Here is a 17,482-nt window from a genome sequence, read left to right as displayed (position 1 = left end):
TGAATAAAAAAGAAGCTCCTTGAAGAAGGGGCTTTTTTTTATAAAAATGAAGTAATTAGCGGAAAATTTTTTTTAAATTTTTGACTACTATGATAGAAATTTTTGATAAGATAAAACTGGAAGCTATTATAGAAAAGATAACTACAGATACTTTTAATAAATTATTTTGCCATTCCTCATTTAAAATAGAATAATGAATTAAAATTTTGTAGATTACTATTGAAAAAAAGACTCCTACTAAGTAAAAAATAACTGTTTCAAAAAGACTTTGAGTAGTTTTATTTGCTTCGTATTCAGAATACCCACTTTGAAATGGTATCGGAGTACCATTTTGTGAAGGATCAGCTTTCATTGTATTTCTAGCTAGAGTAGCATTATCTATTTTAGTAGCATCTTTAAACTTGTTTTGAGACATAAATTCCCTCCTCTTTTTAATACAATATTTTTATTAAAATTTAGAGCATTCGCAATCACTATAGTTAAGTGAGTCTGTGTTTTACTTATTATACAATAGAAGATTCATAGTGACAATGAATAGTCGTTTCCTACAAATTTACTAAAGCTATATAAAATATTATTGAGTAATCTAATGCAATATACTGCCCGGTATATTATTTTAACTCCGCAAATTCATTTAAAACTGATTTTAGCTTAAATAACTCCGCATAAAGCTCCGCGAGTTAGCATATTTTATTACATTTCAACATATTTCGATAAATAAGAAAAAACCGCAAAACCTTGTTTACACAAGATTTTACGGTTTTTAATGTGAGAATAATCTTAACGGTTGTAGAACTCAACGATGAATGCTTCATCGATTTCAGCGTACAACTCTTCACGTTCTGGTAAACGAGATAGAGAACCTTCAAGTTTTTCAGTATCGAAAGTAATAAAGTCAGGACGACCAAATAATCCTTCAACAGCTGCCTTGATAGTTACCATGTTTTTAGATTTTTCACGAACAGAAATTACTTGACCAACTTCAACGTGGTATGATGGAATATCAACACGTTTGCCATCAACTAAAATATGACCATGGTTTACTAATTGACGTGCTTGACGACGAGTGCTAGCAAGACCTAGACGGTAAACAACATTATCTAAACGTTGTTCTAAAAGAATCATGAAGTTAACACCATGTTTACCTTCTTTAAGTTTACCAGCTTTAACGAACAAGTTTTTAAACTGACGTTCGTTCATGCCGTACATGTTACGTAATTTTTGTTTTTCTTGTAATTGCATACCATATTCAGAGATTTTCTTACGGCTGTTTGGACCGTGAGGACCTGGAGCGTAAGGGCGACGTTCGATTTCTTTACCTGTTCCTAAAAGTGAAATACCTAGACGGCGTGACACTTTCCAACTTGGGCCTGTATAACGTGACATAATAAAATTCCTCCAATAAATAAATGTTTTTTGGAGTAAAATAATAAGTTGAGAGTTCAGTATTTCGTGCAGTTTATTATTTCAATCTTCACCTTTGCAGCCGCAGGTTACGCAATTGAACCAATCGAGTTGGCAATAAACTGTTGACGTGAATACCACTTTCACGCTGCATTATTTTACACAATGATTAGTATAACCTAAATGACTAGCTAGAGTCAAACAAATCTTACGATTAATAAGGATTTAAAGCGAAGTAAGTTTAGGATTTATATTTATAACGAACTATTTTTTAATAATAGTTGCACAAAAGTTTCTAAATGTTCTTGATCTTCTTGGTCAAATCGAGCTTTGATAGGTGCATCTATATCTAAAACGCCTATGATTTTTCCATTCTTTTCAAGAGGGATAACAATTTCAGATTGGCTTCGAGCATCACAAGCAATATGGCCTGGGAATTCATGGACATCATTGACAAACAAAGACTCTTTTTTTTGAAAAGCTGTTCCGCAAACTCCACGTCCAACGGGAATCCGAATACAAGCAACTTTACCTTGGAAAGGGCCTAAAACAAGTTCTCCACTAGCTTCTTCAAATAAATAAAAACCAGACCAGTTAATGTCTTTTAAATTTTCAAATAGTAAAGCTGCAGCGTTGCTAAGATTAGCAATTAAATTGGTTTCATCGCCAATAATTGCTTCTAGTTGAGCGTTGGTTAAACGATAGTCTTGTGCTTTTGTCATTCGATATATTCCTCATTTCAGTTTATTTTAGTTCTTTATTATAATCAAACCCAACTTTATCTTTCTTGAGTCCAACTTGTTTTTCGCCTTCGTTAGTCCAAGCAATTTTTCCATTGGCAATAAATTTACCGATTTCTCCACCATTATCCACGTTGAATCGAACGAATAAAGAATCAACACCCTTTTTTTTCTCTTTTTTTTCAAGAGTATCAAAAATGGCTTCAAGATCTTTTTTATTTTTACTAAAGACAAGAACACGTAAAAATGTTTGGCTACCTTCTAGGGTTGACTTACTAGAAATCGTGTAAGTTTCACGCTGAACAGCGGCTTGTTTTGATAATTTAAACTGACTAAAGCTAAAAAGAGCGAGACTAACAAAAAAAATCAGTCCAATTTTTTTTTGGAATTTTTTTGATCCTACTTTTTTAATTTTTAAAGCGAATCCTACTAGCACTAGGCAAAAGATAAAACCTAAAATTCCACATATTTTTAATAATAATAGCATACTATCGCTCCTGATTTGAAAAATTCCAACAATGAAATAGAAAAATAACGTGAATTGAATGATTTCTAGTGTTAGTTTTTTCTCACTGTGGTATAATCTACAATAGGTGTTTTTAATAAAAAAATCAAGTCAATTGTTTATTAAAAATTAGTTATATTTTCCTTAATTAAGTTCAAAGAAATTTAACAATCTATTCGTATTGTTACATAAACTGTAATTATAGAATCAATTTTAATCGGAGGTTTTCAAATGAATGTTATTGTTATTTTAATTGTGATTATTGTATTAGCCCTGGTCCTTTACGGAGCCAGCTATTTTCTTAAGAAAAAGCACTACCATAAAATTGATGAATTAGAAAATCGTAAGTTAAGCTTAACTGAAATTCCAGTAATTGATGAGATTAATAAATTGAAAAAATTACAGCTAACGGGTCAAACTGAAAAATCATTTAAAGAATGGGAGAAAGTTTGGCGTAATATCGCCACTGTTCATTTTCCAGATATTGAAAACTATTTATTTGATGCGGAGCAAGCAACTGACCGTATGAAATTAGTTAAGGCCCAGCAAGCAGAAGATGCTGCAACGAAATTAATGGACGATACTCAAGTCAGCATTGATAAAGTTCAAGCAGCTTTAAAAAAATTAATTCAAAGTGAAGAAGAAAATCGTTTAGAAATTAAAAAAACACAAGAAATATACCAAAACATTCGTAAAAAACTATTAACTCAAAGCTTTTCATTTGGTGGTGCCTTAGAAAATTTAGAACGTCGTTTAACTTATTTAGAACTAGATTTTACTAAATTTTCAGAATTAACCACTTCTGGTGATCATATTGAAGCAAGAGAAGTTTTAGAGCGTGTCGCCACTGATACTGCGGAATTAGATCGAGTAGTGGGATTAGTCCCTACCTTATTAAAAACGCTAACGGTTGACGTAGTTGATCAAGTTACTGAGTTGAAAGAAGGACATGCCCAATTACTTGCTGAAAATTTTGTGTTTTTAGATAGCGATATTCAAGCAGAAATTAAAACGATTGAAGAAAATAGTGAAGCAGCTAAGAGCTTAACTGAGACTTGTGAAGTTGATGAAGCTCAAAAAATGGTGCAAGATATTGAAACGAATATTGATAAGCTTTACGATCTTATGCAAGATGAAATTGATGCTAAAGCATTTGTTAATGATCAACAAAAAATGTTTGAGGATTATTTGACACATGTGATTGGCAACAATCGTAAGTTATTAATTGAAATTGATCGAGTGGCTCAAAGCTATACTTTGAATCATGATGAATTAGAAGCAGCTAAAGGAATCGAAACGGAATTGGATACTCTTAAAACCAGTTTTGATAACTTTATGGAAAATAGTAAGAACAATCAAGTTGTTTATTCTGTTTTGGCTGATTTTTTTGAAGAAACAGGCGATAAAATAACTGAAATTGAAGAAAAACAACAAAGTATTAATTCAGGTCTTTTGCATTTACGCAAAGATGAGATGGAAGCTCGTAAAAAACTTGATGAATATGAATTTGAAATGCGTGCTATGAAACGCTATGTTGAAAAACAGCATTTACCAGGTTTACCAGAAGAATACTTAGACTTATTTTTCTCAACAACCAAACGCATCGAAGAGTTGGCTCAACAGTTAAATAAGTTAAAAGTAGATATGAAAGAAATTTCACGCTTATGCTTCATGTGCCAAGATGATGTAACGTTAGCTAAAGAAAAGACGGAAGAAATTGTTGATAGTGCATTGTTAACTGAATATATGATGCAATACGCTAATCGTTACCGTCACTCTAATGAATCGATTGCAGATGCAATTGACAGTACTTTACGTTTGTTTAATAAAGATTATCGCTATCAAGAAGCACTTGAAACCATTTCAACAGCATTAGAGTTGGTGGAAGCTGGTGCATATAAAAAAGTCGAAGACAATTATTATGCAGATAAAAAAATAAATCAATAACGTGCTGAAGAATAACGAGACGAAGGAAAAATCCTAGGCTCGTTATTTTTTTTGAGTAATTTGTAAATACGCGTATTTAGTAGGTAGAAACCTTGTGATTCTGAGGAAGTCTGTTATAATAAATAATGGTTTTTAAGATAATAAGAAACCTTAATTAAGTTAGGGTTTTATAAATAGAAAGTGTGAACTAAATGATTTATTTTGATAATAGTGCAACAACACAAACAGATCCTTCTGTAGTAGCAACTTATGTGAAGGTAACGGAAGAAGTCTTCGGAAATCCTTCAAGTTTACATCATCTAGGCGATCATGCGGATGGTTTATTGCAGCAGTCCAGAAAACAAGTGGCATCAATTATGGGAGTAGAGCCAAAAGAAATCTTCTTTACTAGTGGTGGAACAGAGGGTGACAATTGGGCAATTAAAGGGACAGCAATTGAGAAGGGTAAATATGGGAAACATTTGATTACTAGCTCTGTTGAACATCCAGCCGTCAAAGAATCAATGGCTCAACTGGAAAAACAGGGCTTTGAAGTGACGTATCTTTCTGTAAATCGTGAGGGTATTATTTCTTTGGAGGAGTTAAAAGAAGCGTTACGTTCGGATACGATTTTGGTCTCAATTATGGCAGTAAATAATGAAGTTGGCAGTATTCAACCCATTGCGGAAATTGGAGAAATCTTAAAAGCATATCCAAAGGTTCATTTTCATGTGGATGCTGTTCAAGCAATTGGAAAAATTAAGTTAGATTTATCTGCGAGTTCTCGAGTAGATTTAGCAACATTTTCAGCTCATAAATTTCATGGACCAAAAGGCATTGGTTTTATGTATATTAGACAAGGGAAAAAAATTGCGCCACTATTAAGTGGTGGGGGACAAGAATTTGGTCGTAGAAGTGGAACCGAAAACCTGGCTGGTATTGTGGCCATGTCAAAAGCACTGCGTTTACTTTATACTGATGCACTAGTAAAACAGCAAAAGCAACGCGAGATAAAAGAGTATCTAAGTGCGGGTTTGGAAAAATATTCTAAAGTAAGTGTTTTTTCTTCGCCAACAGGTGCTCCGCATATTCTTTGTTTTGCTTTACGCGGCATTCGTGGCGAGGTATTTGTTCATGCGATGGAAAAAGTTGGGATTTATATTTCAACCACAAGTGCTTGTTCAAGTCGAAGTCAAACGAGTTCGAGTACTTTATCCGCGATGCATGTACCCGAAAATTTAGCAACAAGCGCTGTTCGAGTTAGCTTAACAGATACCAACACATTAGCAGAAGCCAAGCAATTTTTAGTTGAATTTGCTAAGTTAGAGGAACAATTTAGAGACATTCACTAATAGGAAGGAAACAAATTATGAACTATACAGAAATTATGGTTCGCTACGGCGAATTATCAACAAAAGGAAAAAATAAACGTACATTTATCAATCGATTATCTCAAAATGTGAGACGGGCGTTACATGATTTTCCAGAGATTAAAATTCTTGGTGAACGTGATCATATGTATTTAGAATTAAATGGAGCAGATAGTCACATTGTAATGAAACGTTTAGAGCCTATTTTTGGGATTCAAAATTATTCACCAGTTGTTCGCTTGCCTCGTGATATGGACGTTGTCAAAAAAGTTGCTGTTGAAATGGTGCAATCTGTTTTTAAAGAAGGGCAAACCTTTAAAATTACAACAAAACGTGCAGATCACCTTTTTGAATTAGATACAAATGATATCAATCAATTACTTGGTGCAGAAGTTTTGCGTAATGTTGAAGGAATTAAGGTTCAAGTTAAGAAGCCAGATATTGAAGTCAAAGTGGAAGTCCGTTTAGAGGGTATCTTCCTATCTTGTCAACGAATAGCTGGAGCAGGAGGTTTACCTGTTGGTTCAGGTGGACGAGCAATGCTAATGCTTTCTGGAGGAATAGATTCTCCAGTTGCCGGATATTTAGCAATGAAGCGTGGTGTTGAAGTTCAAGCGGTTCATTTCCATAGTCCGCCTTATACAAGCCCTCGTGCGCTACAAAAAGCGAAAGACTTAACCGTTAAATTAACTGCTTATGTTGGAAGTATTCAATTTATTGAAGTTCCATTTACTGAAATTCAAGAAGAAATCAAACGTGTTGTACCAGAAGGTTATTTAATGACCGTTACTCGTCGGATGATGATGCGTTTAACGGATAAAATACGTGAACAGCAAAGTGGCTTAGCAATTGTAAATGGGGAATCCCTTGGGCAAGTTGCTTCTCAAACGCTCCAAAGTATGGTATCCATTAATGAGGTTACGAATACTCCAATTATTCGCCCAGTTGTTTCAATGGATAAAAATGAGATTATTGAAATTGCACAAAAAATCGATACATTAGAACTATCGATTCAACCTTTTGAAGATTGTTGTACAATTTTTGCTCCACCAGCACCAAAAACAAAGCCTAAATTAGAAAAAGCGCAAAAATTCGAAGCTCGCTTAGATGTGGATGGTTTAATCGAACGCGCAATGGCAGGCTTAGTCATTTCAGAAATTAAAACAGGTGATTCATTGGAAGAGCAACAAGAAGAAGCCTTTTCAGAATTTTTATAAAGTGCGATGAAAGATGTTCTGCTCCGATTATACTGGAAACAAATGCAAGCAATTGCGGTCTTCAATTGTGCACAGTTGTAGAAGTATAAGAAAGAGTAAGCTTTAAGAGCCGGATTATAAAGTACGATGAAAGTTGTTCTACTCTGATTAAAATCAAGTTCATCTCGGATAAATTGAGAGGCTGAGATAAAATTCTCAGCCTCTTTTTAGTATTTTTCAACAACAGAAATGAGGAATAAAAATGAAATTATGGAAAAATGGTCTTTTTTATACGATGTCAAACGAGGGTGAGACAGTTGAAGCCGTTTTAACAAATAATGGAGAAATCATTGGAGTCGGTACGGAAGAGTCATTAAAAGAATGTTATCCAGAAGTATTAGAAGAAATAGACCTAGCAGGAAGTACTGTATTTCCAGGTTTTGTTGATAGCCACTTGCATTTGCTTTGGTATGGTCAAAGTTTAGCTCGTTTAAATTTAAATCAGTGTACATCTAAAAAAACGGCCTTACGAATGATTAAAGAGAAAGTAGCAAAACTTAGAGAAAAAGAGTGGCTTTTTGTCGAAGGATACAATGAGAATAAATGGCAAGATAGTACAGAAGCATTTAAAAAATCTGATTTAGATGCTCTTTCAATGACTCATCCAATCCTTGTTAGACGAATTGATTATCATAATGTAGTTATCAATGAAGCTTTTACTCAGGAAATTGGAATTAAAAAATGGCAGAAATTTGAAGGTGGGGGAGAAATTGTACTAGATGAGAAGGGTGATTTTACTGGAGTTTTAAAAGATGAGGCGACTAATTTAGCTATCGATGCTTTTCCACCAGCAACACCAAGTGAGATGGAAGATTATCTTACTCTGGCTGTTAAAGATTTGTGGACTAAAGGGATTACAGGCGGTCATACAGAAGATTTGCACTATTTCAATGGATTTGAAGGAACTTTGGCCACTTTTAAAGCGTGTCTCGGTGTAGATAAGTTACCTTTTAGGAGTCATTTACTAATTCATAATGGTGAATTAGCAGCTTTTAATCAGTCTAATCAACAATTTTTAGATGGTAATCCATTTATTGAATTAGGTGCAATGAAAATTTTTTATGATGGGACGGTTGGATCAAGAACGGCCTTAATGAAAAATGGCTATGCATCAGATTCTGAACATCATGGTTTACAAATTCAAACAGATGACGTTTTTGAAAAGATGGTCCAATCGGCAAGAAATGCTGGTTTACCAGTTGCCATTCATATATTAGGTGATTTAGCATTTGAAAAAGTGATTCAGACCTTAAAAGCTTATCCACCCAAAAAAGGACAACGAGATCGGATGATTCATACGCCGTGGTTGAATCCAGGATTGTTAGCAAAAGCTAAAAATATGCCTTTATTATTCGATGTTCAACCTCAGTTTATGAGCAGCGATTTGCCATGGGCCTTAGAGGTTTTAGGAACCAATCATCCTCCTTTGGCCTTTGCTTGGCGCAGTATTGCCGAGGCGGGTTTTCCTACAGCTGGCGGAAGTGATGCTCCAGTTGAGACTCCAAATCCATTTCTAGGGATTCATGCTGCTGTTACACGGACTGTCAGCTCAGATAAAAATGGAAAAGCTTATTTTCCTGATGAAGGATTATCTGTATTTGAAGCGATTAGCCTTTATACAACAGGAAGTGCTTTGGCAGGTTATCAAGAAAAAACACGCGGACAAATTAAAGTCGGATTTGTAGCAGATTTCACTGTTTTAGAAGAAAATCCATTTATGATTGAAAAAGAAAACTTAGCAGATATCCATGTTTTGAAAACCATTATTTCAGAGCAAATTGTTTTTGGCTGAATAGATTAAATAAATACCGAAAAGAGCGCCTTATTTTAAAAAGTAAGGTGCTCTTTTCAGTTCTAAGGGATTAAGCAGAGTAAGATTTTGATTAAAATAATGTGAATCATGTCACAAATAAATTGAATTCACTGTTTTACAATGGTAATATAAGATTATATGAAGTAAATTAGGAAGGTGAGTTGTATGGAGAAAGTAGAGAAAAATAAAAATGTTCCTAAAGCAACAGCCAAGCGTTTACCGTTGTATTATCGCTATTTAAAATCGTTAGAAGAATCTGGGATTCATCGGATTAAGTCTAAAGATTTCAGTACGTTAACGCAAGTTCCTTCCACTACAATTCGTCGTGATTTTTCACATTTTGGAGAATTGGGTCGAAGTGGTTATGGCTATGAAGTTGGTCATGTTTTAAATGTTTTTGATCAAATATTAAATGTGAATAGAGTAACAAAAGTAGCTTTAGTTGGAGTTGGGAATTTAGGGCGCGCTTTGATGTCCAATAATTTTAGACGAGATGACAATTTGAAAATCACTTGTGGTTTTGAAACAAATGAAGAATTGTGTAATCAAAAAATTGGTGGAATCCCTGTTTACCATATTAGTCAGATGGAAGAAATTATTCAGCATGAATCAATAACCACAGCCATTTCAACAGTTCCTAGTCAACATTCGCAAGAAGCAATTAATCAATTAGTGGCTGCAGGTGTTACAGCAGTTCTTAACTTTGCACCGGGTCGAGTTAAAGTATCTAATGAGATAGACGTTCGTTATATTGACTTAACAACAGAGTTACTAACACTTATCTACTTTAATGAAAAATTCGCAAACAAACGCAATTGAGCTAAGGAAATCGGTCGTTATAATAATCAAGGGACTAAGAATTAATTTGACAGTCTCTTGAGATTTTGTAAGCAGAATAATTGCCTATCCCTAAGGAGAAACTGTATACTTAATTAGAAAGAGTGTAAAAGCACATAGAGATGTAGTTCTTATGAGCCAACTCAAAAAACTTTTTTATAAATAAGGGAGCGATAGATAATGGAAATTACCAAAAGAGGAACAGTCATCAAAGTTGAGGGAACTCAGCCAAAAACAGGTGAAAAAGCACCTCATTTTACATTGAACAATTTATCAGATAAAAAAATTAATTTAGCTGATTATCAAGGAAAAGTTGTTTTGGTTAGTGTTGTACCAAACATCGATACATCAGTTTGTGCGATTCAAACAAAACATTTTAATCAAGAAGCGGGACAATTAGAAAATGTTCAATTGATTACGATTTCTAACAATACCAAAGAAGAGCAAGCGGACTGGTGTGCAGGAAATGGTGTTGAAATGGAAATGCTACATGATACAGATTTAGAATTTGCTAAAGCATATGGGGTATATATGCCAGAACTAGGCTTATTAGCTCGTTCGGTTTTTGTAATCGATCAAGACGGTGTTTTAGTATATGAAGAAATTGTGCCAGAAATGAGCCATGAGCCAGACTATACAGCTGCATTGGCAGCAACAAAAGCCTTAATTTAAATTATTCAATCAACTAGAAATCGATTTTTCTGTTGAGTTTCCTATCATTCAATGCTAAAATAAAGTCAATGAAAAGCATTGATCAAGAGGAGTAGTTTTAGATACTAATTTTAAGAGAAAAGAACAAATGCTGAGAGTTCTTTATTAGTCTAAAATGAATGTAGCTTAGGAGCTGATAGAGGGAAGTTAGAGTAACTCTATCCGGAGGTAGCGATCCGTTAACAGCGTTTAGAGTGGTGTGTTGTTTTCAACATGCAAAATAGGTGGTACCGCGAATTCAAAGCATTCGTCCTAATTAATTTTAGGCGGATGCTTTTTGTCATGGTTCTTGTTGCTTTAGCAACTTAGAACCATGATACACATCCATCAAAGATGGACTGTGATCCTTAAATGTTGGTTTGTCGTATTTTAAGTAAAAATACAAATGAAATTGCATAAACCTAAAATAACTTTGCTTAGTTTATAAAACTTAAAATCAAATGAAAAATAGGGAGGAAGATAGTATGTCAGAAGAACTAAAAATGCCAACTAAGTATCAACCCCAAGAAGTAGAAGCTGGACGCTACGAAGAGTGGCTAAAAAAAGATTTATTTAAGCCAAGTGAGGATCAAACTAAAGAACCATATTCGATTGTGATTCCACCTCCAAACGTGACTGGAAAATTACATTTAGGCCATGCTTGGGATACCACATTACAAGACATTATTATTCGTCAAAAACGCATGCAAGGCTACGATACATTATGGTTGCCAGGGATGGATCATGCGGGAATTGCGACTCAAGCAAAAGTCGAAGAAAAATTAGCCCAAGAAGGTATTTCACGCTATGATTTAGGCCGTGAAAAATTTATTGAAACAGTTTGGGATTGGAAAGAAGAGTATGCTAGCGTGATTCGTGCGCAATGGGCAAAAGTTGGAATTTCAGTTGATTATAGTCGTGAGCGTTTTACTTTAGACTCAGGTTTGTCAGATGCAGTTCGTAAAGTTTTTGTATCCATGTATGAAAAAGACCTTATTTATCGTGGAGAATATATTATCAATTGGGATCCTAAAGCTAAAACAGCCTTATCGGATATTGAAGTCATTCATAAAGATGTTGAGGGTGCTTTTTACCATATGAGTTATCCGTTAGCAGATGGTAGTGGGACTGTTGAGTTAGCTACAACTCGTCCAGAAACAATGTTAGGTGATACTGCAATTGCTGTTCATCCAGAAGATTCACGTTACAAACACTTAATTGGGAAAATGGTTATCCTACCTTTAGTTAATAAAGAAATTCCAATTATTGCAGATGACTATGTTGAAATGGATTTTGGTACAGGAGTCGTTAAAATTACACCGGCTCATGACCCTAATGATTTCGAAGTTGGAAATCGCCACGATTTACCTAGAATCAATGTAATGGATGAATCTGGTGTCATGAATGAATTAGCTGGAAAATATCAAAATATGGATCGCTTTGCTGCAAGAAAAGCGGTTGTAGCTGATTTGAAAGAATTAGGTCATTTAATCAAAATTGAAACAATGGTTCATAGTGTTGGTCATTCTGAACGTACTGGAGTTGTTGTTGAACCGCGTTTATCAACACAATGGTTTGTGAAAATGGCGCCTTTAGCAAAAGAAGCGATGGACAATCAAGCAACGGATCAAGCGATTGAGTTTGTACCTGAGCGTTTCGAAACGAACTACATGCGTTGGATGGAAAATATTCATGACTGGGTTATTTCTAGACAACTATGGTGGGGACATCAAATTCCAGCTTGGTATCATAAAACAACTGGCGAACTTTATGTTGGCATGGAAGCCCCAGTAGATAGTGAAAATTGGGTACAAGATCCAGATGTATTAGATACTTGGTTTAGTTCAGCTTTATGGCCATTTTCAACAATGGGATGGCCTGATACAGAAGCGCCAGATTTTAAACGTTACTTCCCAACTAATACACTTGTAACAGGCTATGATATTATTGCCTTTTGGGTAAGTCGTATGATTTTCCAAAGCTTAGAATTCACCGGCAAACGTCCTTTCCAAAAAGCGTTGATCCATGGCTTAATTCGCGATGAAGATGGACGTAAAATGAGTAAATCTTTAGGTAATGGGATTGATCCGATGGAAGTTATTGATAAGTATGGTGCAGATGCTTTGCGCTGGTTCCTATCAAATGGTTCAGCTCCAGGGCAAGATGTTCGTTTTAGTTATGATAAAATGGATGCAGCATGGAACTTTATCAACAAAATTTGGAATGCTAGTCGTTTTGCGATTATGAATATGAACGGTTTAAGCTATGAAGAAATTGATTTTAGTGGCGAAAAAACTATTGCAGATCGTTGGATTCTAACGCGCTTGAACCAAACAGTTGAAAAAGTAACGGATTTATTTGAAAAATTTGAATTTGGTGAAGCTGGTCGTCACTTATATAACTTTATTTGGGATGATTTTTGTGATTGGTATATTGAAATGAGTAAAGGGGTACTAAATGGTGAAAACGAAGCATCTAAGCAAACAACTAGAAGTATTTTAGCTTATGTTCTTGACCAAACATTGCGCTTACTGCATCCAATTATGCCTTTCGTGACAGAGAAAATTTGGGAAAGTGTTCCTCATGAAGGGGAATCTCTAGTTATAGCTGAATATCCGGTAGTTCACCCAGAGCTAAACGATGAGGCTGCTGCAAAAGGTATGGATGTGTTAATGGAACTTATTCGCTCAGTTCGCACGATTCGTTCAGAAGTGAATACTCCTCTTTCTAAGAAAATTGAATTGCTAATCAAGACGAATGATGCTTCAATTGAAACCTTCTTAAAAGAAAATGAAACTTATATTGAGCGTTTTTGTAACCCAGAAAATCTAGTGATTTCTAGTCAAATTGAAGCTCCAGAGTCGGCTATGAGCGCGGTTATTACAGGCGCAGAAATTTATCTACCATTAGCAGGTTTAATTAATATTGACGAAGAAATTATCCGTCTAGAAAAAGAAATGGCTAAATGGGAAAGTGAAGTTAAACGCGTGCAAGGTAAGCTTTCAAATGAACGCTTTGTATCTAGTGCACCTGAAGCAGTTGTGCAAGTTGAGCGCGAAAAAGAAAAAGATTATTTAGAAAAACGTGAAGCTGTTGCTGAACGTATCGCCTCACTAAAAGCGCAACAATAAAATCAGATAGAATGGGTTAAAAGGGCTGAAAAGAACTTTTAACTCATTCTGTTTTTTGTTTTTACGCTAGTCATTTTTAAACAAGAGCGGTATAATAGAGAAACAAAAAAGAACGTAATAACTAGTATAAATGACGAATGTGAAGAATTGGTGGGATGTAAGTTGTTTAAGACGTATGAAGAAGCACTAGAATGGATTCATGGAAGATTAGTGATGGGAATGAAGCCAGGATTGAAAAGAATGGAATGGATGATGAAGCGTCTAGGGCATCCCGAAAGACGATTTAAATCTATTCATGTAGCAGGCACAAACGGAAAAGGATCGACAGTTACGTACTTACGAGAGATGTTAGAGGCTGCTGGTCAAGTAGTAGGGACATTTACGTCGCCTTATATTACCACTTTTAATGAACGTATCAGTGTCAACGGAGAACCTATTTCAAATGAAGAAATTTTACGTTTAGCAAACTTAGTTTACCCGCTAGTGATGGAGTTAGAAGAAACTTCATTGGGCGGTCCTAGTGAGTTTGAAGTTGTAAATACAATGATGTTTATTTATTTTGGTGAAGGACATGCGGATGTTGTTCTAATCGAAGTAGGCTTAGGAGGATTAGTTGATTCAACCAACGTTGTGACGCCAGTCGTTTCGGCTATTACAACTATTGGTTTTGATCATATGCACATTCTAGGTGGTACAATTTCTGAAATTGCAGAACAAAAAGCAGGTATTATCAAACCAGGTATCCCAGTTGTTGTTGGAAATGTTGATTCAGAAGCTTTAAAAGTCATTGGTAAAGTTGCAGAAGAAAATGCGAGCCCGCTGCTGTGTTTTAACAAAGATTATTTTATCTCAAAATGGAAAACATTACCGACATGGGGTGAGACGTTTACTTTTGAAGACGACTTTATTTGCTTAAGACAAGTCGTTTTGTCAATGCTAGGGAAACACCAAGTTGAAAATGCAGCATTAGCATTAGAAGTTTTACGAGTATACAGTCATGAAACAGGTTTAGCTATTGGTCATGAACAGATGTTGCGTGGATTAAAAGCGGCTTTCTGGCCAGGTAGATTGGAAAAAATAAATGAAGATCCATTAATTATTTTAGACGGCGCTCATAATGAGCCGGCGATGAATAGGCTGGTTGAGACGCTAAAAAATGATTTTGAGCAACAAGAAATATACGTACTATTCGCGGCTTTGGGGGATAAGGCAGTTGATAAAATGTTAGGTCAGCTACAAGTTCTGCCAAATGTTCATCTTATTTTAACGAGTTTTGATTATCCAAGAGCGGCATCAGCAAATCAGTTAACAACTAATTTGACTGGTAATTATGATGTTGAAGAAGTTTGGCAAGAAGGTTTAGTAAAAACTGTAAATGAAATGGATAGTAATAGTGTTTTGATTATAACAGGGTCACTGTATTTTATTTCTGAAGTTCGACACTATTTTTTAGATGAAACAAACAACTAAGGGGGACAAGTAACGTGGGTAAAGTAAAAGCAGTAATTTTTGATATGGATGGATTAATTTTTGATACAGAAACGCTTTATTATCGCTCAATGCAAGAGGTGGCGGATCGATTAGGTATAAATATTATCTTAAATTTGTTGGGACATCAGACGAAGAGTTGCACGAAAATTTATATCGCGATTTTAAAAATGATGAAAAAGTTGCGACTCTCATTACAGATAGCCGTACTCGTTTAGATGAAATTGTTGAAGATGAAGGTTTAATGGTGAAAGCTGGTTTCATTGAATTGCTTGATTTCTTGGAAGCAGAAGGAATTAAAAAAGTAGTGGCTTCAAGTAATTTAAAAGAAATGGTGGCTAATTTTCTAAAACGTGAAAATATTCAGCATCGTTTTGATTATTTTGTTTCTGGTGATGAAGTTAAACGTGCAAAGCCAGATCCTGAAATTTTTGAAAAAGCTTGGTCTGGTTTGGCTGTGCCAAAAGCTGAGACGTTAATCCTTGAAGATTCAATTAACGGAATTAGAGCTGGATTTGATGCAGGTATACGTGTAATTATGGTGCCCGATTTAATTCCACCTTCGCCTGAAGCTGAAGAAAAAACTAGCGCTATTTATGAGGATTTATCTTATGTTAAAGACTTCATTAAAAATCAAAATAAATAAAACTTACGACCTCTTTTTACATATTATATTGTAAAAGGGGGTCTTTTTCATGCAAGAAAGAAGTTTAGTTTTAGATGTTCCCAAATATAGTCGGCCTAGAGAACGTTTAGAGGAATATGGAGAGAAGGCCTTAGGAACACATGAATTATTGGCTATTTTATTACGAACAGGTTCAAAAGATAACAATGTTTTGGCTGTAGCAATGGAGTTGCTGAACAATTTTGGCGATTTACACCAACTTAAGCTAGCCTCTTTAGAGGAGCTCAGGGAAATAAAGGGAATTGGTCATGCTAAGTCAATCGAGATTAGGGCTGCAATTGAGTTTGGTGTTCGGATAGCAAGTGCCTCGCAATTAAAAATTGGGCATATTACATCTAGCCAGATGGTAGGGGATTTACTATTTACAGAGATGAAGGATTTGCCACAAGAACATGTTGTTGCCTTATATTTGAATACCAAAAATCATTTAATCAAAAAAGAAACTATTTTTGTTGGCGGATTAAATTCTTCGATAGCACATCCGCGAGAGATTTTCCGTGGTGCTGTGCGAATTTCGGCAGCAAGGATTATTCTAGGTCATAACCATCCTTCAGGCAATCCAGAGCCATCGCAAGCAGATATTAGTTTTACAAAACGAATTATCGAATGTGGTGAATTAATGGGGATTGATTTATTGGATCATATTGTAGTTGGAGAAAAGGGGTATATTAGTTTAAAAGAAACTGGAATTATTTAAGTAGGAAATCCAATCAATTATCATAAAAATAGAACTAAAAAAAGAAATTCATAACTGATATATTTAATTACAAGTTATTTATTAGAAAATAATTTTAAACTTAAATTAAGAATTGGTCAGAAAATAACCATGTAGCCAAGGAAAGGGGTTACACTGAGAAGAAAGAAATCGGAACCATTTAATAAAAAAGTGAATGAATTAATAGGAAAACTCTTGTCGAAAAAAGAAATTTATGGTATACTAACTTTAGTGTTTTTGTTAGGTAAAGAAAAGATTGTTTCAGAACATTCCAATTCGTACCGTAAAGCAAGAATATCAAATATTATGTGCTAAAGGCACGAGGAGGAATTTTAACTATGGAACAAGGTACAGTAAAATGGTTTAACTCAGAAAAAGGATTTGGATTTATCGAACGCGAAAACGGAGACGATGTATTCGTACATTTCTCAGCTATCCAAGGCGACGGATTCAAAACTTTAGAAGAAGGACAAGCAGTTACTTTCGACGTTGAAGATGGTAACCGTGGACCTCAAGCAGCTAACGTAGAAAAAGCGTAAGCTCATTCACTTATAACCTTTAAAGACTAAGTATGTATGTACTTAGTCTTTTTTTATTTTTATTGTCTTATTTAATGATTAAATAAAGTATGATTATACTAATTAGACCCAACTATTATCTTGAATATCCCTCCTAATTTTCAAGATAACTTTAATTGAGCTACGGTTCATTTTCATTGGGGAAATTAAATTTGACGTTATTTTATTTTTGGGTTGAATTTAATAACAATATCTTATAAAATAAGAGTTGTCATTTGATTTGATGAATTAATAAAATTTTAAATTGAAAAGTAGAGTAGAATAGTCTACAACTAGAAGAAATATAAGCTTAAAAGGCATTTTGGTATGTCAAAAAGTTTACAAAAATAATAAATGTTTAAAAT

General features: G+C 34.7%; 15 protein-coding genes and 1 other annotated feature. Of the genes, 11 read left to right on the top strand and 4 right to left on the bottom strand.

The window, feature by feature from the left end; all coding sequences use genetic code 11:
* Positions 1-55: 55 nt before the first annotated feature.
* From BR77_RS04750 to BR77_RS04735, 4 genes are all read right to left on the bottom strand, one after another.
* The gene (locus BR77_RS04750; protein ID WP_016356394.1) at positions 56-415 is read right to left on the bottom strand and encodes a hypothetical protein; all 360 of its coding nucleotides are present in this window, start codon (positions 413-415) and stop codon (positions 56-58) included.
* A 365-nt stretch (positions 416-780) separates the two neighbouring features.
* Positions 781-1,386, bottom strand: a complete 606-nt coding sequence (gene rpsD, locus BR77_RS04745; protein ID WP_010050416.1) for a 30S ribosomal protein S4 — start codon at positions 1,384-1,386, stop codon at positions 781-783.
* A gap of 272 nt (positions 1,387-1,658) precedes the next feature.
* A complete protein-coding gene (locus BR77_RS04740; protein WP_016356395.1) occupies positions 1,659-2,126 on the bottom strand; it encodes a GAF domain-containing protein in 468 nt (155 codons plus the stop codon).
* Between the two features lie 22 nt (positions 2,127-2,148).
* Positions 2,149-2,631, bottom strand: coding sequence for a hypothetical protein (locus BR77_RS04735; protein ID WP_016356396.1), 483 nt, complete (start codon positions 2,629-2,631; stop codon positions 2,149-2,151).
* Positions 2,632-2,880: 249 nt separating this feature from the next.
* Between BR77_RS04735 and BR77_RS04730 the strand changes: the two genes are divergently transcribed.
* The 11 genes from BR77_RS04730 (at position 2,881) to BR77_RS04680 (ending at position 17,099) form a co-directional block, all read left to right on the top strand.
* Positions 2,881-4,596 (top strand): septation ring formation regulator EzrA, encoded by a 1,716-nt coding sequence (locus tag BR77_RS04730; RefSeq protein ID WP_035064098.1) that lies wholly within the window; start codon positions 2,881-2,883, stop codon positions 4,594-4,596.
* 191 nt (positions 4,597-4,787) lie between these two features.
* Complete coding sequence (locus BR77_RS04725) at positions 4,788-5,927, top strand: cysteine desulfurase family protein (protein ID WP_010050422.1); 1,140 nt, start codon at positions 4,788-4,790, stop codon at positions 5,925-5,927.
* 17 nt (positions 5,928-5,944) lie between these two features.
* Positions 5,945-7,162: a tRNA uracil 4-sulfurtransferase ThiI gene (gene thiI, locus BR77_RS04720; protein ID WP_015076073.1), complete on the top strand. Its 1,218-nt coding sequence runs from the start codon at positions 5,945-5,947 to the stop codon at positions 7,160-7,162.
* Positions 7,163-7,403: 241 nt separating this feature from the next.
* A complete protein-coding gene (locus BR77_RS04715; protein WP_035064095.1) occupies positions 7,404-8,993 on the top strand; it encodes an amidohydrolase in 1,590 nt (529 codons plus the stop codon).
* Positions 8,994-9,179: 186 nt separating this feature from the next.
* The gene (locus tag BR77_RS04710; RefSeq protein ID WP_035064092.1) at positions 9,180-9,833 is read left to right on the top strand and encodes a redox-sensing transcriptional repressor Rex; all 654 of its coding nucleotides are present in this window, start codon (positions 9,180-9,182) and stop codon (positions 9,831-9,833) included.
* Positions 9,834-10,031: 198 nt separating this feature from the next.
* On the top strand, positions 10,032-10,523 hold the full coding sequence (gene tpx, locus BR77_RS04705; protein ID WP_010050427.1) for a thiol peroxidase: 492 nt from the start codon (positions 10,032-10,034) through the stop codon (positions 10,521-10,523).
* Between the two features lie 69 nt (positions 10,524-10,592).
* Positions 10,593-10,820 (top strand) — a binding site (T-box leader).
* 206 nt (positions 10,821-11,026) lie between these two features.
* A complete protein-coding gene (locus BR77_RS04700) occupies positions 11,027-13,672 on the top strand; it encodes a valine--tRNA ligase (RefSeq protein ID WP_035064090.1) in 2,646 nt (881 codons plus the stop codon).
* 162 nt (positions 13,673-13,834) lie between these two features.
* A complete protein-coding gene (locus BR77_RS04695; RefSeq protein WP_015076078.1) occupies positions 13,835-15,142 on the top strand; it encodes a bifunctional folylpolyglutamate synthase/dihydrofolate synthase in 1,308 nt (435 codons plus the stop codon).
* A gap of 109 nt (positions 15,143-15,251) precedes the next feature.
* Positions 15,252-15,806, top strand: coding sequence for an HAD family hydrolase (locus BR77_RS04690; protein WP_479683919.1), 555 nt, complete (start codon positions 15,252-15,254; stop codon positions 15,804-15,806).
* 49 nt (positions 15,807-15,855) lie between these two features.
* Entirely contained in the window at positions 15,856-16,542 is a 687-nt protein-coding gene (gene radC / locus BR77_RS04685) for a RadC family protein (protein WP_015076079.1), read from the top strand.
* 356 nt (positions 16,543-16,898) lie between these two features.
* Positions 16,899-17,099 (top strand): cold-shock protein, encoded by a 201-nt coding sequence (locus tag BR77_RS04680; protein ID WP_010050435.1) that lies wholly within the window; start codon positions 16,899-16,901, stop codon positions 17,097-17,099.
* The last annotated feature ends 383 nt before the right edge of the window (positions 17,100-17,482 follow it).

Source organism: Carnobacterium maltaromaticum DSM 20342 (assembly GCF_000744945.1).
In the GTDB taxonomy this organism is placed as follows: Bacteria; Bacillota; Bacilli; order Lactobacillales; family Carnobacteriaceae; genus Carnobacterium; species Carnobacterium maltaromaticum.
This window is presented reverse-complemented; position numbering and strand designations above follow the sequence as displayed.